The sequence below is a fragment of the Palleronia rufa genome (assembly GCF_000743715.1).
GTDB classification, from domain to species: Bacteria; Pseudomonadota; Alphaproteobacteria; order Rhodobacterales; family Rhodobacteraceae; genus Palleronia; species Palleronia rufa.
This window is the reverse complement of sequence record NZ_JQEY01000003.1, coordinates 324305-341228: the sequence shown is the minus strand read 5'-3', so window position 1 is coordinate 341228 and position 16924 is coordinate 324305. Positions and strand designations below refer to the sequence as shown.

20 protein-coding genes are annotated in these 16924 nt (G+C 62.9%); 2 read left to right on the top strand and 18 right to left on the bottom strand.

Features of this window, described 5'->3' with window-relative positions:
• Positions 1 to 339 precede the first annotated feature (339 nt).
• The 5 genes from KW83_RS07435 to KW83_RS07415 form a co-directional block, all read right to left on the bottom strand.
• On the bottom strand, positions 340 to 738 hold the full coding sequence (locus tag KW83_RS07435) for a glycosyltransferase (RefSeq protein ID WP_268745535.1): 399 nt from the start codon (positions 736 to 738) through the stop codon (positions 340 to 342).
• Between the two features lie 54 nt (positions 739 to 792).
• Positions 793 to 1725, bottom strand: coding sequence for an IS5 family transposase (locus KW83_RS07430; protein WP_036173704.1), 933 nt, complete (start codon positions 1723 to 1725; stop codon positions 793 to 795).
• A 98-nt stretch (positions 1726 to 1823) separates the two neighbouring features.
• Positions 1824 to 2171, bottom strand: coding sequence for an IS3 family transposase (locus tag KW83_RS07425; protein WP_051928343.1), 348 nt, complete (start codon positions 2169 to 2171; stop codon positions 1824 to 1826).
• Positions 2172 to 2191: 20 nt separating this feature from the next.
• Positions 2192 to 2458, bottom strand: a complete 267-nt coding sequence (locus tag KW83_RS07420) for a transposase (protein ID WP_036176845.1) — start codon at positions 2456 to 2458, stop codon at positions 2192 to 2194.
• Between the two features lie 81 nt (positions 2459 to 2539).
• Positions 2540 to 3687 (bottom strand): IS3 family transposase gene (locus KW83_RS07415; protein ID WP_152563509.1). Its coding sequence is split into 2 segments (ribosomal slippage): positions 2540 to 3438 and positions 3438 to 3687, totalling 1149 coding nucleotides; the frame shifts between segments, so codons are not numbered across the junction.
• Between the two features lie 324 nt (positions 3688 to 4011).
• Here KW83_RS07415 and KW83_RS19750 point away from each other — a divergent pair.
• Positions 4012 to 5121: an ArsO family NAD(P)H-dependent flavin-containing monooxygenase gene (locus KW83_RS19750; protein WP_034827223.1), complete on the top strand. Its 1110-nt coding sequence runs from the start codon at positions 4012 to 4014 to the stop codon at positions 5119 to 5121.
• 138 nt (positions 5122 to 5259) lie between these two features.
• Here KW83_RS19750 and KW83_RS20500 read toward each other — a convergent pair whose 3' ends face one another.
• The 10 genes from KW83_RS20500 to KW83_RS07365 form a co-directional block, all read right to left on the bottom strand.
• Positions 5260 to 5709 carry a hypothetical protein gene (locus tag KW83_RS20500; protein WP_146617194.1) on the bottom strand — a complete coding sequence of 150 codons (450 nt, stop codon included), beginning with the start codon at positions 5707 to 5709 and terminating at the stop codon, positions 5260 to 5262.
• An 89-nt stretch (positions 5710 to 5798) separates the two neighbouring features.
• Complete coding sequence (locus KW83_RS19745; RefSeq protein ID WP_081815013.1) at positions 5799 to 7031, bottom strand: DUF3363 domain-containing protein; 1233 nt, start codon at positions 7029 to 7031, stop codon at positions 5799 to 5801.
• A 1135-nt stretch (positions 7032 to 8166) separates the two neighbouring features.
• The gene (locus tag KW83_RS07400) at positions 8167 to 9078 is read right to left on the bottom strand and encodes a lytic transglycosylase domain-containing protein (protein ID WP_036176836.1); all 912 of its coding nucleotides are present in this window, start codon (positions 9076 to 9078) and stop codon (positions 8167 to 8169) included.
• 4 nt (positions 9079 to 9082) lie between these two features.
• Positions 9083 to 9520, bottom strand: a complete 438-nt coding sequence (locus tag KW83_RS07395) for a DUF736 domain-containing protein (RefSeq protein WP_425466425.1) — start codon at positions 9518 to 9520, stop codon at positions 9083 to 9085.
• Complete coding sequence (locus KW83_RS07390) at positions 9499 to 10044, bottom strand: S26 family signal peptidase (RefSeq protein ID WP_036176830.1); 546 nt, start codon at positions 10042 to 10044, stop codon at positions 9499 to 9501. The genes KW83_RS07395 and KW83_RS07390 overlap by 22 nt, the downstream gene beginning before the upstream one ends.
• Positions 10041 to 10559, bottom strand: coding sequence for a DUF2840 domain-containing protein (locus tag KW83_RS07385; RefSeq protein ID WP_036176827.1), 519 nt, complete (start codon positions 10557 to 10559; stop codon positions 10041 to 10043). The genes KW83_RS07390 and KW83_RS07385 overlap by 4 nt, the downstream gene beginning before the upstream one ends.
• On the bottom strand, positions 10556 to 10810 hold the full coding sequence (locus tag KW83_RS07380) for a hypothetical protein (protein WP_036176824.1): 255 nt from the start codon (positions 10808 to 10810) through the stop codon (positions 10556 to 10558). Before KW83_RS07380 ends, KW83_RS07385 begins: the two co-directional genes overlap by 4 nt.
• The gene (gene parA / locus KW83_RS07375) at positions 10807 to 11460 is read right to left on the bottom strand and encodes a ParA family partition ATPase (RefSeq protein ID WP_036176821.1); all 654 of its coding nucleotides are present in this window, start codon (positions 11458 to 11460) and stop codon (positions 10807 to 10809) included. Before parA ends, KW83_RS07380 begins: the two co-directional genes overlap by 4 nt.
• Positions 11457 to 12485, bottom strand: coding sequence for a replication initiator protein A (locus KW83_RS07370; RefSeq protein ID WP_036176818.1), 1029 nt, complete (start codon positions 12483 to 12485; stop codon positions 11457 to 11459). The genes parA and KW83_RS07370 overlap by 4 nt, the downstream gene beginning before the upstream one ends.
• The gene (locus KW83_RS07365; RefSeq protein ID WP_036176815.1) at positions 12486 to 12758 is read right to left on the bottom strand and encodes a helix-turn-helix transcriptional regulator; all 273 of its coding nucleotides are present in this window, start codon (positions 12756 to 12758) and stop codon (positions 12486 to 12488) included.
• Positions 12759 to 13227: 469 nt separating this feature from the next.
• On the opposite strand from KW83_RS07365, the gene KW83_RS07360 reads away from it, so the two are divergent.
• Positions 13228 to 13515: a DNA -binding domain-containing protein gene (locus KW83_RS07360; RefSeq protein ID WP_036176810.1), complete on the top strand. Its 288-nt coding sequence runs from the start codon at positions 13228 to 13230 to the stop codon at positions 13513 to 13515.
• A gap of 155 nt (positions 13516 to 13670) precedes the next feature.
• On the opposite strand, the gene KW83_RS07355 is transcribed toward KW83_RS07360, so the two are convergent.
• From KW83_RS07355 to KW83_RS07345, 3 genes are all read right to left on the bottom strand, one after another.
• Complete coding sequence (locus KW83_RS07355; RefSeq protein WP_036176798.1) at positions 13671 to 15677, bottom strand: AAA family ATPase; 2007 nt, start codon at positions 15675 to 15677, stop codon at positions 13671 to 13673.
• A 162-nt stretch (positions 15678 to 15839) separates the two neighbouring features.
• A complete protein-coding gene (locus KW83_RS07350; protein ID WP_235191377.1) occupies positions 15840 to 16355 on the bottom strand; it encodes a DUF2285 domain-containing protein in 516 nt (171 codons plus the stop codon).
• Positions 16356 to 16407: 52 nt separating this feature from the next.
• Complete coding sequence (locus KW83_RS07345) at positions 16408 to 16623, bottom strand: transcriptional regulator domain-containing protein (protein WP_036176795.1); 216 nt, start codon at positions 16621 to 16623, stop codon at positions 16408 to 16410.
• Between the last annotated feature and the right edge of the window lie 301 nt (positions 16624 to 16924).

Here is a 16924-nt window from a genome sequence, read left to right as displayed (position 1 = left end):
CCTCATGTTCGGTCGGAATCCCGATCTGTTCTTCTGAGTATCTCGATCGTTTCCTCATGAAGGAAAAATCCCGTGGCAGGTCAGCGGACGTGGGCGCCGGACTGTTCTGGGGTCGACACCGACAGGCTGGCAGGCCCGGCGTTGCGAGATCTTGKGATCCGGCAGCGCCCCCAACTGCCTCTCGCCGCCTGGCCGTTCGCCATCGTCGCCCGGACCGATGGCGCAATGGCGCATCGTCAGCTCTTTCCCGGAGGGTCGTTCGGAGCAACGTTGTCCAGCGTGGCATCGGCCAGCAGGCGCCTGAGCTCGGCGTCCTCATCCGCCGGCGCCTCTCTCCGGTCAGCCCGTGGCTATCACTGGATCCTCATGTGTGTGCCGACCATCCAGAACGTCGCGCACAACGTCCTCCCACCGGGACAGGACAGCGTTCTGGCAAAAGAGTTCGGCCCGGTTCACCCCTTCTTGTGCCAGACGAAGGCGCAGCACCTCATCGCCCCAAAGGCGTTCCAGGGTGGCGGCCATCGCGCGCGCATCGTCCACCGGGACCATCAGCCCCGATCGGCCTTGTTCTATAAGGTCTTCGGGGCCCCAGTCGCAGCGTGTCGTGGCGATCGCGAATCCATGCGCCAGCGCTTCCGACAAGACGTTGGGAAAGCCTTCATACCGCGAAGACAGCGCGAAGATTCCACCCTCCCCGACCCAATCATGGGGATTGACGGATCGACCGGGCATCGCCACGGTTTTGTTGCAGAAAGGCCGCCTGAGGCGTGAGTGTCCCTTTCCCGTTCGGGTTCAGGCCACGCGGACCACCTCGGCGGTGCCGAGCGCGTTGAAGCGATTGATAAGGGCGACACGGATGTGGATTTCGGCGGTCTGGCGGTCTGGGTCTCTCGCGGCGATGCGCTCGCCGAAGGCCTTCAGGCATCGCATCTTGGCCTCCACGCGGCTTCGGGCGTGGTATCCGGTCCACCGCTTCCAAAACGCCCGACCGTAGTGACGCGTGGCGCGCAGGGTTTCGTTGCGTGCCTTGGCAGCCGGACAGTCCTCCTTCCAAGCCCGACCGTTCCTTCGGATGGGTATGATTGCCGTGCCACCGCGTGCGATGACGGCGCCGTGGCAGCGGCGGGTGTCGTAGGCGCCGTCCGCGGTCACGGTGCCGATGTCTTCGTCTTCGGGGATCTGGCCCAACAGGTCCGGCAGGACGGGGCTGTCGCCTTCCCGGCTGTGGGTGAACTCGACGGCCAGGATATCCGAGGTGGCGGTGTCCATCGCCAGATGCACCTTGCGCCATTGGCGGCGACCCTGAATGCCATGCTTCCGGGCCTGCCACTCGCCATCGCCGAGGAACTTGATGCCGGTGCTATCAACCAGCAGGTTCAGTGGCCCGCCAGCACGGCGATAGGGGATCTGAACCTTCAAGGTCTTCTGCCTACGGCACAGGGTCGAGTAGTCCGGAACGGGCCAGTCCAGCCCCGCGAGTCGCAGCAGACTGGCGACCATCCCGGCAGTCTGTCTGAGCGGCAACTTGAACAGAACCTTGATCGATAGGCAGAACTGTATCGCGGCATTCGAAAAGACCGGGGGGCGCCCCGGGCGTCCCTCATGCGGCGCGTGCCAGGTCATCTCCTTGTCCAGCCAGATCAGCAGCGACCCGCGCTTCCTGAGCGCATCGTTGTAGGTGGACCAGTTCGTCGTGCGGTAGCGGGCGGGCTTGGGCTTGCTCATGCTGCTCGTCTAAGCGCATGAATTCCCGATGTGAATCCTTTACGGCTAGAGTTCTGCAACAACGCCCTGATCCTTGTCCCGTCGAAGATCTGATCGGATTAAAAATCCATCGCCCAGATCTCATTCGGCGCGACCGGCGGTTTGCGGTCCTCCCTAAGCTTGGCCGCAAACTTCTTTGGTCGCTTGTTTCGAATCTGCAAGCCTTCCTCGAGATATAGCCGGTAGACGCGCTTGGCATTCACTTCCCAGCCTTCCCGTCTCAACAGGATGTGGATCCGACGATAGCAATAGCGCACACGCGTCTCGGCAATCTCCCGGATCCGTTTTCTCAGTGCCGCCTGCGATGGCCGCCGCGCCTTGTAGACGTAGGTCGACTTCTGCAAGCCCAGCACCGTGCAGCCTCGCCGGATCGAGACCTGGAACACGCCCCGAACATAGTCGACCAATCGCCGGGCCTTCGCAGGCGCTACACCCTTTTTGGCAGCACATCCTGCAGCATGGCTTTGTCGAGCGAGAGGTCCGCGACCATCCGCTTCAGACGTCCGTTCTCCTCCTCGGGCAGCTTCAGTCGCCGCGCTTCCGACGGCATCAGCCCACCGTACTTCTTACGCCACCTGTAATAGGTCTGTTGCGAAATTCCGGCCTTCCGACAGACATCTTCAACGCTGAGCCCGTCATCAGCCTGCTTCAGAATGAACGCAATCTGCTGTTCGCTGAACCTCGATTTCTTCATCGATCTTCCTCGTTCTGCCTGCCGGCGACACTACGAGAATTTTCCCAGGTTTGGCCTGCTGCCGGTTTCGTGGACACCGGGTTAGGTTTGCATAGCGCGGTCCTCGAACGCCATGGGGCTGAGATAGCCCAGCTTGGAATGACGTCGTCTCGGATTGTAGAAGCACTCAATGTAGTCGAACACGTCGGCGCGTGCCGCGTCGCGGGTCCGGTAGACCTTGCGGGCCGTGCGCTCGGTCTTCAGCGACGAGAAGAAGCTCTCCATCGCCGAGGTGTCCCAGACATTGCCCGCCCGGCTCATGGAGCAGATGATGCCGTTGTCGAGCAGCAGGCGTTGGAACTGCTCGCTGGTATATTGCGATCCCTGGTTGGAATGGTGGAGCAGAGCGTCGGCCTTGCCGCGCCGCCAAACCGCCATCATCAGGGCATCCATGACCAGYGWGGCRTCCCRGTCCGCCTTCATSGACCAGCCGACGACGCGCCGGGAGAAGAGGTCSAGCACGACCGAGACRTARAGCCAGCCCTCTGCGGTCCAGATGTAGGTGAAGTCGGCCAGCCATTTCTGGTTCGGCCGGTCGGCTTGGAAGTCGCGGTCGAGGATGTTGCCGGCGATGACCGAGCGTTCGCCATCATCCTTCGGATTCCCGCGCCGCTTTGGTCGCGCTCTCATAGCGTTCTGCCGCATGAGGCGCTCGATCCGGTGCAGCCCGCAGGCCAACCCTTCCTCGAGCACGTCGCGCCAGACCCGACGTGCGCCATAGGTGCGGTCGCTGGCCTTGAAGCTCTTGTCGATCTCCAAGACGAGCTTCGCATCGTAGATCGCCCGGGCGCTGATCGGTCGCTTGAGCCAGGCGTGGAAGCCAGACCGAGAGACGCCCAGCACCGCGCACATCCAGCTGACGGGCCAGATATGCCGGTGCTTCGCAACGAACGCGAACGTCATGTCGCTTCCCGCGCGAAGAAGGCCGCGGCCTTTTTTAGGATGTCACGCTCCGCCCTGAGCTTGGCGACCTCTTTCTTCAGGGCCGCGATCTCGGCCAGCTCGGCGCGCTGCTGGCCATTGCCGGGGAAGGCASTGGCAGACGCCACCGTCGCTTCACGCATCCACCGCCGCAGAACACTCTCCGCCAGGTCCAGATCTCGGCACGCCTGGGCCACCGTCACGCCCCGCTCGGTCACCAGCTTCACCGCCTCGATTTTGAACTCGCGGCTGAACTTCCGTCTCGTCATATCCAATCTCCAGTTCCATGGTCACGATCTTATCTTCGTGTCCACGAAACCGGCAGCAGGCCACGTGATCGATTTTCGCAGATGCATGAAGGACAGGCAAAAATCGGAAACCGACCCGGAAAGACGGTGCTTGGCTCGAAACTGACGACGTATGCCAGGGCTGCCGCCCGGAGCATGGTTCCAATCTCTCCCGACACCGACGTTTCCGTCTGATTTGAGCTGAAACCTCCGATCGCCAACCGGGCCTTTTCTGTTGCCGTGAGTCGGCGACGGGGAAAGCGCCGGTCTGCAATCGCCTGTCAATCCATGAGTGGGGCCGAACACATGAACGATACAAACGAATTGGTGGTTGACGTCGTTGTCATTGGCGGCGGTCAGGCTGGCCTGTCCGCCAGCTACTATCTTCGCAAAAGCGATCTCGATTTTGTTATTCTCGATGCGCAGCGTAATCCCGGTGGCGCCTGGCAGCGAGGCTGGAATTCGTTGCGGCTTTTCTCTCCCGCTGAGTACAGTTCTCTGCCGGGACGGCAAATGCCACCTTCGAAAGGTGATGGGTTTCCAACACGCATCGAAGTGCTCAACTATCTGGAAGATTACGAAAACCGCTATCGACTGCCGATCGAAAGACCGGTTCGCGTGCAAAATATCGAGAAACAGCCCAACGCGCTGCGCGTTCAAACCGACAACGGTACGTGGCTCGCAAAGGCGGTGATCAGCGCGACCGGCACGTGGAGTAAGCCGTACATTCCGCACTATGACGGGGCTGAAACCTTCCGTGGGCAACAGCTGCATTCTGCCGAATACGTTTCGCCAGAAGGACTGACGGGCAAAAGTATCCTGATCATCGGCGGTGGAAACTCCGGTGCCCAGATCTACGCGGAACTTTCGAGGGTTGCCGGTACGATCTGGGCGACGCTCCACCCCCCGAAATTCCTGCCAGACGATGTGGACGGACGGGTTTTGTTCGACCGGGCTTCCGCGCGTTACGGTGAAGGGAGCCCTCAGGGCGGTGCTCCTCTATCCGATCTGGGAGATATCGTAATGGTCCCTTCGGTGCTCGAAGCCAGGGATCGCGGCATCCTTCGGAGCGTGCGCCCTCCTGTCCGCTTTACGGAAGACCGCGTTGTCTGGGAGGACGGAACAACGACCGCCGTCGACGCGGTTATCTGGTGCACGGGCTTTCATCCCGCTCTGGATCATCTCGATGGCCTGGGCATCAAGCAAACCGATGGCAAGATCGCGGTGACTGGAACGCGTTCGATCGATGAACCGCGTCTCTGGCTTCTGGGTTATGGAGACTGGACCGGATTTGCCTCGGCAACTCTTGTCGGTTCGGCACGCACCGCTCGAGATACTGTTCGTGAGATAGAGCGATGCGTTGAGAGCAACGAAACTGCCCACAAATCTGTAACTGGACAGCCAGACCACATATGAAAAGTGGATCAAATCGATGACAGAAAGAGCGAACTGAAACGGATTGAGAGAATTACTGTGCCTCCATTCTTCGGATCGGGCGCCCTTCAGAACCACAGGAAGCTTCATTTCGAGCTGGATAGTGGATTGGCTCGACGCTCATTCCGGAACGCGGACATAGCCCGTCGGACGATCGTGCCGCTCTTTGCTGCGCCAGTGTCGCCATGATGATGTCGAGCCATCCCGTTCCGGTGCCGAAAAAGCCGAACCCGGCCGCCATACAGCGAGATTGGCAATCACATCGTTGCCCGAGCAGATCCAGACAGAGCGCATGTTCGCATTTTCCTTCCCGTTAGGCGTAGAGGAGAGCAAGGCAAGCGGCATTGCAGCGAAGGCGATAAGGCCAACAACGCCCATGGTGCCCCACCCTGGAACAGTTCCGTTGAGAGCATCCCAGGTGACGCTTCCTGGTCCATCATCGTGAATCTCGACGGTATCGAAGCGACCATAGTCGCGGGGCAGGCGCCGCTTCGCCGGACCATCTCTCCGCTGTTGCCCTGGCTGCCGATAAGTCGTTGAACTTCGGATTGCCGTGAGCGCTCCGGTCAAAACAATTTTCCTCGCATCGAACAAAGGAGCGCTGTGTTATTCCCGAACCGCCACTACGTGTGCGACGTTCTCGTTGGAGTTTGATCCCGTCACAATCCGAGACCCCTCTGTCGCCCCAATTGCCACGACACCGATCCGCCCTGCACGACGCCCATAACTTCGCGACCGAGCTGGCGGTCGATGACCGGCCGCCAAGGGACAAGCGTGAACTCGTGCGCCTTCTCGACGATGGCGAACTTGCCGCTGGATAGCTGCACGGTTCCGGTGAATTTGCCGCTGACGTTCTCGCCGTCCGTGGTGGCGCGGAACGGCAGCGCCTTTCTTTCAGCCATCTCCACGCCGACGCGGGAAACCTCCCGCTCGCGCAGAATGGCGAGAAGGTTGCGCCGATAGAGCACGCGGCCGTCGCGTGCGCGGGTAGCATCGCCCTGTTCGACATGATGCTCGCGGCGGCGGTCGATGGCCTCGCGCACCTGCTGGCCGAAACCGGTCGGTGCAAGATCGGCCGTCTCGCCATGGATCAGTCGCCGGTCCAGCCAGGACGCGCCGTCCGATCCGATCTGCCTGTCCAGATTCACGGGAGAAAGGACGCGAACGCTGGCCTGTCTGTCGCGACCGGCGTCATAGGCGGCGGCGCGGTTCTCGAAGTCGGGGGGGATGCGCCATTGGTCAGCGTCGATCCGCTCGACGATCCGGGTGCGGCGTAGCGCCTCAAGTCGGCGCACATGGGCATCGACATAGCCTTCATAGTCTCCGCCCGGAACATGTCCCTCGAACTTCGCCTGCTCCAAATGACGGCTCGGGCGATAGATGCCGCCCTCGGCGATTGTCGCAATGGTGCGGTCGGACGGCCGGGCCGTCGCCTCGGTGCGACCGATCTCGATGACGCTGCCGATCCGGGCATCCTCCAACTGCATGGGGTCGATGTTGGCGATGTGGTGCATCCGTCCGTCGATCCCGTCCACGACGACGGTGAGATTGTCGCCCAGCTCGTTGGCGAGATATTTGTCGAGGACGCGGCCGGTGACGGGTGCAGCGGGTGCGCCCTCATGGATGCGGAAGGTCATGGGATCGCGCTCAAGCCCATCGGCGGCGAGCGATCTTTGCATGGTGCGGATGATGTCCCCGCGTTCGCCCAACTCGCGCAGGGTCGATTCAAGCCGCTCGTTCAATTCCCAGACGCCGGGCGCGTGTTCGGTGGCGAGGCCCATCCGCCCCAGCTTGGACAGCCGGCGCAGGCGAAGCGTGTGCTCGAACTGCCGCTTTGGCTCCCCCGGTTCGTGGCGCAGGTCGAGGAACCGTCGGTCGGCTTCCTCGACCATGGCCCTGTCGATGCGGGTAAAACGATCCTGGTCGATCTCGGCGGTGAGCTTGCGGGTCTGCTCGATCTCCCGAACGGGACCGAGTTCCAGCGTCGCCAACTCGCTGGCCCGTTCGCGGACACCATGAACGATGTAGTCGCCGTTGATGACCAGATCCTGCCCCAGATCGTCCTTGCCCCGGACGATGACATGCACATGGGGATGGCCGGTGTTGTAGTGATTGATCGCCACCCAATCGAGCTGGGTGCCGAGGTCGGCTTCCATCCGGCCCATGAGGTCGCGGGTATAGGCCGTAAGGTCCGACAGCTCCGCGCCGTCCTCGGGCGAGACGATGAACCGGAACTGGTGGCGGTCATCCTGGCCGCGTTCCAGGAAGGCGTCGCCATCCGCGCGGTCCTCGGTGCGCGAATAAAGCTGGCCGCGCTCGCCGTCGCGCGAGGTGCCGTCGCGCTGGATATAGCGCAGATGGGAGTGCGCCTTCCGGCCCTTTCCAGGGTGAAGGATGTAGCGCTGCTGAACCATGACGCGACGCGCGCCCGGCTGCCGATGATGCCAGCCGCCGCCGAGATTGCGGGTGCGGACGAAGACCGCGCCGCGCCCGCGCTTCACGCCCTTGCCGCTCGACAGGACCGTATGCGAACCGGCCGGGGTTGCGGATGTGAACGCCGCCGTTCCGAAACCGCCTCGGGGCGAGGTGCGGCGCTGCTGCCGGGCGATCTTCTTCGCCTGCGTGAGGAAGCTCTTGGTCTTGCCCGCGCGTGGGGTGTCCGAGCGGATGCGGCCGGGCCTTGGCCGGAAGCGGTTTTCGTCATCGGCGCTCATGGATGCGCCTCCGGCCGAAATCGCGGAAAATCGGGCAATCGGCGGCCATGGTGCCGAACAAAAGCCTGCAAGGCCAGGGCGTTGCACGGAATCGCGGCACTCCGCCGCTCAAGATCATGGTGCCGGAAACGGCGGCCTAACCAGTGTGCAGACAACAACAATTTCGGAAACCGGCCCGACATGGTGCCGGTTCCTTCAATCTTGCCCTCCCTTCTTATCGCCCTTTCCGTCCTTCCCACCGGGATTCCAGCCAGGCGCAAACCTGCCTGACTGGACACCGGAACGGGTCGCGCCGTGCGCCGGATCGCCGTCCTCATGGCGTTCCCTCGTCGTCGGCGCGGGCCACGAAAATGCTGCCGGTTTCCGGCTCCGCATCGGCAGGATCGCGCACCGGAATGGTTGCGCGGCCGTCGCCGGATTGCGCCCCGGATGGCGGCGCGGCGGCAGTCCGCGCGTCGGCCGGGCGCGTGACGAAGAGCGGGGCTTCGCGCCAGTCGGGCGGTGGCGGCGCTGCATCGGGAGAAGCCTCGCCGCCGAGGATCGGCGCTAGCGCGGCGACATAGGCGCGGGTCTCCGGTGGCAATGCGCGGCCGGTCGCAAGGTATTCGTCGTAGCGACCGGGACCGGCATTGTAGGCTGCCAGCATCGCCGCGACATTGCCGTAGCGGTCGAACATCTCGCGCAGATAGGCCGTGCCTGCGAGGATGTTATCGCGCGGGTCGTAGGGATCGCGGCCGAGCCGATGACGGATGCGCAGGCCCGCCCAGGTGTCGGGCATGACCTGCATCAACCCCATCGCGCCGGCCGATGACACCGCGCGCACGTCGCCCGCGCTTTCGGCGCGCAGCACGGCGACAATCCAGTGCTCGGGGATGCCGAAGCGCCGCGCCGCTTCGGCAATGTGGGCGGCGTTGGGATCGACGGCGGCGGGCCGGACCATCGGCGTCGATTGCGCAACGGCCATTGCCGATCCCGCGCCGAGTGACAGCATGGCGGTCATTATCAGAACGGCATAGCGCCATACAGCCCTGTCTCCGCTTTGAGCCCAGCCTGCCGGCGTGCTCGCTGCGGTCAAGGGCAAGGCGCAAGCGCCGGCCGATGGCCGCCCCTGACCTGCGCTGCGCGCGCCGGCCGTCTTGCGCCCGAGCGGGACGACGGGATGAGACGGCCTTTCCGCGAACAACGGGATGAGGGTCTTGAGTGCGGGAATGACGCGGGTTTGCATGGCCTTAGTCCCGCTCGTCGCGCGGTTTCGGGCGGCTCCAGTGCAGCGACCACGACGCGCCCGCGTCGTCGTCGCGGAACAGGTTGGCGCGGATCGGATGCGGGAACGTGGGATCGTCCAGCAGCACGGAAAGATATTCGCCGGCCTTCTCGCCGGTGCGTTTCCAGGCCGCGCCGATCTCCGGGCCGGTTTCGTTGCTCATGCCGTCGAACAGGTGAACGCGATAATCCGGTGCGTTCTCCGCGTCGGACGACTCAGCCGCGACGATGATGATGTCCTGATGCAGCAAGAGCGTCCCGAAGTGTCCGATGAAGCCGGCCTCGTCGCGCGCAAATTCACCAATCTGGGGCATGACAGTCTCCTTGGCGGTGAGGTTGGGAAAACCATCGGCGGGCACCGCTCCCGCCGATGGGGAAGCGGTCATTGGGTCGGCGCGCGCCATTCGTAGCGGCCGTCGCCTTCCTCATCGGTCCAGAGCGGGACCGCTCGGCCGATGACAGAACTTGCTGGGATGGGTCCGAAATAGCGGCCGTCCAGGCTGTCGCGGACCTCCCAATTCATGAGGAAGATTTCGCTGGAGGCGATGACGCGGCAGCCCTGCCAGACGGGTAGATCGCGGCCGATCCGGTCGCGGTCGAGCGCTTCGCCCATCTCGATCCCGTCCACCGTGATCGCGGATCGCAAACGGCAGACCCGCTGTCCCGGCAGTCCGAGGACGCGCTTCAGGAGCGGCACGCCGCGCCCGACATAGCCGCGTTCGACCATGAATCGCTCCAGCGGTTCGGGCGGCATGACGGCTACCAGCTCCGGCACGTCGAGCGCGTCGGCCGGCCTGACCGTGTAGAAGCCGATGGGCGCGCTGGCGGTCGCGTTCCAGATCAGTTTCGCAGGCCAATCGGCGACGCTGGCGGCTGCGATGCCCGTGACGGCCAACGCCGTTACCGTGAGGATACGGCGGCGCGTCATGGGTCGATCCTCTGGCGACCGAGCCAGGCGGCGTGTCGCTCCGGCGTATAGGCGTGCGGCTCCAGACCGGCAGTCAGACGATTGTGGACGTGCCGCCAGTGCTCCGGGGATATGTCGGCAGGATCGAGGCCGAGCGCTTCCACGGCGTCGATGGCCTGCAATGCGCGCTGCACCTTCGCCCAGCTATCGAGACGCAACAGGATGTCGCCGCCGGGACGGACGAAGGGCAGCGTCTGGAACGGCTCGCCGCGGCCGATGGCACGCAGGATGTCGATGCGGGAAACGATCGTGCCATGTGCGCCGGACGCCCATCGCACGAAGGCGAAGATGCTGCCGGGCGCGAAGCCGACGATGCTGCGGCGGCGGTCGAGTATCTGTTCGTAGCTCTTGCGGCCGAAGCGTATCCAGTGCTCGATCTTGCGTTTCTGGAAGGTCAGTTCGACCAAGGTGGTGAAAGGCGCGGGTTCGTCCGGCAGCGGACGGCCGTGCAAGCGGTGCGCCGCATTGCCGGTCATGGTTGATCTCCCTCGGAGGATGGAAATTCGCGCGCCAGCAGGTCGCGCAGCATGTCGGTGACGGTGATCCCACGCCGGAAGGCTGCGACCTTGATGCGGCCGCGCAGCTCGGGCGTGATGTCGATGGTCAGGCGGGCGGTGAACGCTTCGCCGGCGGCTTTGCCGTTCGGTGGCGTTTCGCCCGCCCTGATCCAGCTTTCGGGATTGCCCGGCCGGGATGCGAAACCGGGCTTGCGGATGCGCCCGGTCATGGCAAGGTTCTCCCGATGGGCAGCCGATCTATCTCGACGGCCAGCGCCGCGATCTCGCGGGCGGCGGGGCTGTCGACGTCGATCTCGGATGCAAGCCGGCCGGACTGCGCGGCGTCAGCAAAGACCACGCGCTGGCCGATGGTGGCGGTGAGCAAGGGCGGATCGTGATCGGCCAGCGTCTCGGCCGTCTCGCGGGCGATGATCGTGCGCGCGCCGCAACGGTTGAGGACGAAACGGGCGGCTAGTTCGGGCCGGTAGATGCGGGCTTCATTCAGAAGCGTCAGCATCTCGGCCGACGCCCAGCCATCAAAGGGGGATGGCTGCACCGGGATCAGCACGAGGTCGGCGGCGAGCAGCGCGGAGCGCATGAGGCCGGCGACACGCGGCGGCCCGTCGATGACGATCATGTCGGCGTCGCGGGCCAGCTCCGGGGCTTCCCGGTGCAGCGTGTCACGGGCCAGGCCGATGGTGCTAAACGACCTCGGCAGCCCCTCATGGCTGCGCCGCTCAGACCAGTCGAGCGCGGAGCCTTGCGGGTCGGCGTCGATCAGGATGACGCGCCGTCCTTCAGCCGCCCAGGCCCCGGCGAGATGCAGCGCCAGCGTGGTCTTGCCGACGCCGCCCTTCTGATTGAGGAACGCCACGATCATGGCGCACCGCGCCGCGCGGCACCGGCACCATGGGTCGCGTGCGCGCGCGTCAAAGAAGAAGAGTTAGTTTTATTGTTAGATTCTTCTATAGAGTACGGCGTGCGATTTGCGCCTAATGTCCCGATAGTCCGTGCGCCTAATGTCCCGATGGGATTCACATGGTTTCCCACAGGCACTGTGGATAGATTTTCGGGGACAAAGCGCAGCAGTTCACGCCCGTCTTCCCACTCGATCTGGAGGCTGTAACCGGGCAGCGACTGACGAACTGCGAGGCGGCGCAGGTCGAGCGCGAAATCGGACTGCCGCGCCGAACTGCCGGATTTCTGGTGAAGGTGGGCGATCTCGAAAGCCCAGCCCTCGGGCTGGCGCCCTGCGTGTTTGCGGGCGACGCGATAGAGCCAGCGCTCGATGCCGCCGGTCAGCCGGAAATAGGCCGGGTCGATGGTCAGCACCAGCGAACGGTCGATGACGCTGTTGTAGAACCATTCGGGCAGGACGAACTCCATGCCCTCGACGCGGCCGGCGCGCGTCGTCATTTCCTCCCACTCGTTGATCCATGAGAATTGCCGTCGCCGCCAATGCTTCCCGTTACGGATCGTCGTCGCGATGACGGTCGATTGCAGGCGGGCGAGCGCGGCCTTGAGCAACAGGTAATCCCGGTTGCCGGTGGCCCGCCCCACGGCGCGCAGGAGCTGGTAGGGCATGAAACGAAAGAAGCGCGACGTGGTGAAACCGTCATTCTCGGCCGCGACGATCTGGCTTGCGGCCCAGATCAGCACATCGGCATCCCAGATTGTCGCCATGCCGTGCTCGGGCATGGCGAACACCTGCACCTCGACATCGGCGGTTTGATAGAGGATCGGTTTTGTGCGGGGCCGCTTCGCCAGCGAGAAGAACGGCCGTTCCATCAGGTCGCGCTGGTCGCGCGGCGCGGCGTCGCCGGTCGCGACCACAAAGGGGTCGAGGCGGCTGCGCTCGCTGGTGTCGGTCGGCTGCGCGGGGCTGTCATCGTCGTCGCGCAACATTCAGCACTCGTCCCGCTCTTCGGGGGTGAGCGGGCGCGCGGCGAAGACGGTGCCGGCACTTGTGTCGCTGGTGGATTTGCGCGTGCCGATGGCGCTCCAAGCTTCCAGATCGCGCAGGGTATAGAGGACACGGCCGCCGATCTTTCGATAGAGCGGGCCGGTTCCGTAGGTGCGGTGCTTTTCAAGGGTGCGGATCGAAATGCCGAGGAAGCGTGCGGCTTCCTGTGTGCGCAGAAGGCGCGGCGGCAGGTCCGCATTGCGGCGGTTCGCCATGGATGACCTCCGGTTCGTCAGTGGATGGCGCTGCCGATGACGGCGGCGCGCTATGGCGAACCATGGCGAGGGACCGGCGGCCTGTAGCGTGCCGCATTTGCGCACGCGCGCTGGCGGCACCCCCCTCCGGGGCGGGATCAGACTGAAAAGATGGAGAGATTCAGCGTGTCAGTGGGGCGCGCGCCAATTCGCCGAAGACAATCCCGTGCGGGTCGGGTAAGACTGAACGCGGAGCAGACGCGCTGCTTTGGGGCTTAGTAACCCCTGACTAGCGGTAGGTGCCGACCGTGACGGCACCACCATCCTCGAACCTTATGGTCGGGGAGCCTATGGCGTATGTCCAGGGCTGCCCGCCTAAAGGTCATAGGGCCGTCTAGTCACGGTTACTAACTCCCCGATCACCAGGTCAGAGGGGCCAATTGCGGGGGCGCACCGCAAACCACGGCTCCCGGGTAGAAGGGGAACGACGATGCGAACGCCCGTCGAACTCGATCCCGATGTGGACGATGAAGCGCCAACGGGAAACGACATCACGCCTTATGACGAAGCGCATTTCGTGACCTATCTGCGGCTGCTCGACGCGAAGGCGGAAGGCGCGGACTGGAAGGAAGTGGCGCAAATCGTGCTGCACCGCGATCCGGTCGGCGACGAGTTCAGGACACGCCGATGCTGGCAAAGCCATCTCGAACGCGCGCAATGGCTTTCGCGTGAGGGTTACAAGCGGATACTGGAACAGGCTGCTGCCAATAAGACGTGAAAAGGCGAATTCTGACCACTATGTAGGCTAGAATTGCCCAACATGGCTGCTACAGTGGCGGCGTTGCGATTGGTCGGGCGGCTACGGACGTTCGCTGCGGCCTGTACGAACGTCTGCGTGCACCACTAGGCCAGCAAGAGCGGCAGTCGCGCGTGCTACTTCAGCGCAGAGTTCGCCTTTGCAAATAGCTTTTCCCAAGCTGATCGCTCTTCTGCCAGCAAGTCATTTAGGCTGTGGTTCCGGCACCACCGCACAAATGCTTTGGCAAGCTGATATTTGGACAGCTTCTCTGACTTGAGGATCGAGGCCATCGAGCGTGATGTTTGGCCCGTCACCGCCGGCAACTCATGACCGAGTTCATCCTTTGCAACGGAGGCCAAGGTGGTTCGGAGCAAATCCTCGATCTCCGGATTGGTCACTGTTCCATCCAGCACATCGGCCGTGCGTAAGATACCCTTATGCCCGACACTATGAATAAGCGTTTCTTGTTGGGCGGCGGAATCTCCTGCGCTGTCAGAATCTAGAAGTGCGGCCACCCTCAAATTGTGTGCATGGAGGATCGTCGCGAAATAAACGACCTTTCCCGCCGTTCCGGCCGGAATCACGGCTATGTTTTTCCGAAGACCGTCCTGGCCCGCCTCCTCGAATAGTTCCGAGACGGCACCGACATACCAAAAATCGGTCAACCCTTCGACGATGAAGTTGCGCTGCTGGGAGAAGAGACTTTGCGCAAGGTCGTAGCCGAGAGCTTCCTGTAGGGGCAGCAGGGCTGCGGGATCGTTCGATGTGACGCTGGTGTGGACTTTCGTCCCGACCTCCCGATCCGTCATTTCCACCACACGCACGCGATCGAGTTCGTCGGGTCCGACGAGAAACGGCGAATGCGTTGTGTAGAGCGTCTGGTTGCCCTCCGCGAGGCGAGAAAGGGTATCACGGAAGTCACGCTGTTTAAGTCCATGAAGGTGCAAGCCGGGCTCATCCAGTAGCAGGACGGCGTTCTCGTGCTTATCCTCAGCCTCGGCAAAGAAGACCACAAAGAACGAGACCAGCCACTGAAAGCCCTCTGACCGCTGATCGAGTTCAACTTCAACGCCCAGGTCGTCCACCACAACCACTTTGAGGTACTGGCCGTCCGAAGTGATGCGGAGGGTGTCGGCCTCGCCTCGATCGACTTTCGGCTTCCATGCCGAACGGATCTCTTTCGTTAGCCGGATGCTAGCCGCGTTGAGTTGATATTGCCGCGCGTCGAGTTCGTCCCGGATCGTATCGAGCTGTGCATTCTGCTGTCCATGCGCATCGACGCCGGACTTGCCCATCGCGGACAGCTTAGCTGCGTCGAGACCAAGCAACTTTAAAAGGCAAACATTCCCGTAGTCGTATTGATCGTCATCGAATGCCTGGCTTGCGATCCGCTGCGCGAGATGTCCGAGGTGGATGAGTGGGCGGACACGGAAGTAATTGCTGAACAACACGAAAACCGGAAGTCGCTTACGCAGGGTGGCGACAGCGGCGTCCCGGTCGATGGAGATAGACACGCGCTCCCGTATCTTTGCTAACCGGGTATTCTCGCGCTCGTCATCTTCATTCACAACGGCGAGCATGTCGCTGAGCCACTTCGACATAGTCTGCGCCTTGTCTCCCGTAACAACGGTATGCTTCTGCCAGCCCTCCGTGATCTGGGATAGCGACACACTTGGTTTTGGCTCTTCATCACCGGCTTGAGCGTCGAGGTGGCGTACGAGACGGACGAGATCGGCTTCCAAATCACCGTAGGATGGCCTGTCGGGCGCGCCCTCCAATTGGTTTGTAAACGTATCATCAAGGTAGCGAGTGAACCGATAAGTAATTTCGCTCGACTGAAGCGACGCTGGCAACTCAGCCACGTCGTCCTCATCAAGTGCGAACCAACCCGTCGCGACAGGAACATTCGTCGGCTTCACTTTACCTGTCGTGATGTCGTTGAGCAGCGCGCGCGGGTAATCACGAAGCTGATCGAATGGCTTCACCTCGTCGGGCCGAGATATCTGTTGTAGCGCCTGAAGAACGGCGGACTTACCGGCCTCGTTCGGCCCGACGAGAATCGTCTTGCCGTCCTCTACGTCGAATTCACCGGTATCCCGAACACTACGGTAGTTTTGAACGCGCGCTTTAACTAACTTCACTTTATTACCCCCCTGCCATTAGCACCCATCCGAGCCTATCACCGAACGAACGCGCTTCAATGTTTATACTCGCGAAGTACGCGATGCTTCATCCGCAGCACATCGCGCAAAGGTCGACAATTGATACGGCTACCGTCGAGACCACGCCGATAGCAAGATACCTTACCTTGGTTGAATCCTGATCGGATAGTGTAGCAGCAGACGATAGCCGCCGCGCATCATCCTGATGCCGTGGGCAACGAGGCGACGCGCCTTGTTCTTGCTCGGATCGCTCTCGAAGTCCTCCTTAGCGCCCCGAAAGCCAAGCAGGACTTCGGCAATGGTGCGATAGCTCTCGCCGCGCAGCCGGGCGTCGAGGGCGCGCAGGGACAGGATATGCCATTGCCGGAGCTGGGCGGGCATGTTGCGGAAGTCGGGGCCAGGCGTTCGGCCCTTGAGGGATCGCCAGAAGCGCCGCGCCGCATGGGCGCGAAGCTCCATGAAGTCGTCCAGAGGCAGTTCGACGGCGTAGAACGCCGCCGCATCCGGCACGGATTGGGACAGCCAGAATTGGTGCTCGACGCCATCCGCCTGCCAGATGCCGTGCCAGCCATCGGCGGCGCGGCGCAGGTCGAGGCCGTCGAGATGGGCGAGAACGACGGTCGGCTGGCTGGCCGTCTCATCCGGTTCGGCCGGCACCAGTTTGACGGCTTGCGGCTGAAACCGGGGCGACCAGAACAGCGGGTCGCGGTCAGGCGCGGCGTCGGGATCGTGCGGGAAATCGCAAGCCCCAGCGTCGGGCGAAGGCTTCCAGCTCGGTCGCATCCGGGCGCTTCGCGCGGACGAGAAGCCGGAAGTCCTCTCGGTAATCGTCGTTGCGACGCAGATACTCCCAGGCGAATCCGGCGGCGGGAATCTTGCGCGTGTGCCTGTAGGCCGCCGGCGCCCGCCAATTGATCTTCAGCATGGCGCACCCTCCCTTTACTCACGGGTGCTTGGGGAGACACCCGGACCAAGGAGTTTCGGGCACGACCTATGCGGGAGATAGTCTGTATGATCTGAAACGTTGTTCGTATATCCAGAACACTTATAGTTATTTTATTCTTAACAGTGTTTGCGTGATTTTGCGAGCCGGGCGCAGCCCGGCGAGCGCGGCCATGTGATCGGGCATGGCCGCAACGCCGATCCGCGTCGCCGGATCGGCGGAAAATTTTGGAACCCTGAAAGCCTGAAAAGCAGAAAGCCGCGCAACCGGGTTTCCGGCTGCG

Excerpts from the sequence above, each read along its gene's own strand:
- KW83_RS07430 (WP_036173704.1), bottom strand. The coding sequence starts at position 1,725 with ATGAGCAAGCCCAAGCCCGCCCGCTACCGCACGACGAACTGGTCCACC.
- KW83_RS07420 (WP_036176845.1), bottom strand. The coding sequence starts at position 2,458 with ATGAAGAAATCGAGGTTCAGCGAACAGCAGATTGCGTTCATTCTGAAG.
- KW83_RS19750 (WP_034827223.1), top strand. The coding sequence starts at position 4,012 with ATGAACGATACAAACGAATTGGTGGTTGACGTCGTTGTCATTGGCGGC.
- KW83_RS19745 (WP_081815013.1), bottom strand. The coding sequence starts at position 7,031 with ATGGTCGAGGAAGCCGACCGACGGTTCCTCGACCTGCGCCACGAACCG.
- KW83_RS07400 (WP_036176836.1), bottom strand. The coding sequence starts at position 9,078 with ATGCAAACCCGCGTCATTCCCGCACTCAAGACCCTCATCCCGTTGTTC.
- KW83_RS07395 (WP_425466425.1), bottom strand. The coding sequence starts at position 9,520 with ATGGCGCGCGCCGACCCAATGACCGCTTCCCCATCGGCGGGAGCGGTG.
- KW83_RS07390 (WP_036176830.1), bottom strand. The coding sequence starts at position 10,044 with ATGACGCGCCGCCGTATCCTCACGGTAACGGCGTTGGCCGTCACGGGC.
- KW83_RS07385 (WP_036176827.1), bottom strand. The coding sequence starts at position 10,559 with ATGACCGGCAATGCGGCGCACCGCTTGCACGGCCGTCCGCTGCCGGAC.
- KW83_RS07380 (WP_036176824.1), bottom strand. The coding sequence starts at position 10,810 with ATGACCGGGCGCATCCGCAAGCCCGGTTTCGCATCCCGGCCGGGCAAT.
- parA (WP_036176821.1), bottom strand. The coding sequence starts at position 11,460 with ATGATCGTGGCGTTCCTCAATCAGAAGGGCGGCGTCGGCAAGACCACG.
- KW83_RS07370 (WP_036176818.1), bottom strand. The coding sequence starts at position 12,485 with ATGTTGCGCGACGACGATGACAGCCCCGCGCAGCCGACCGACACCAGC.
- KW83_RS07365 (WP_036176815.1), bottom strand. The coding sequence starts at position 12,758 with ATGGCGAACCGCCGCAATGCGGACCTGCCGCCGCGCCTTCTGCGCACA.
- KW83_RS07360 (WP_036176810.1), top strand. The coding sequence starts at position 13,228 with ATGCGAACGCCCGTCGAACTCGATCCCGATGTGGACGATGAAGCGCCA.
- KW83_RS07345 (WP_036176795.1), bottom strand. The coding sequence starts at position 16,623 with ATGCTGAAGATCAATTGGCGGGCGCCGGCGGCCTACAGGCACACGCGC.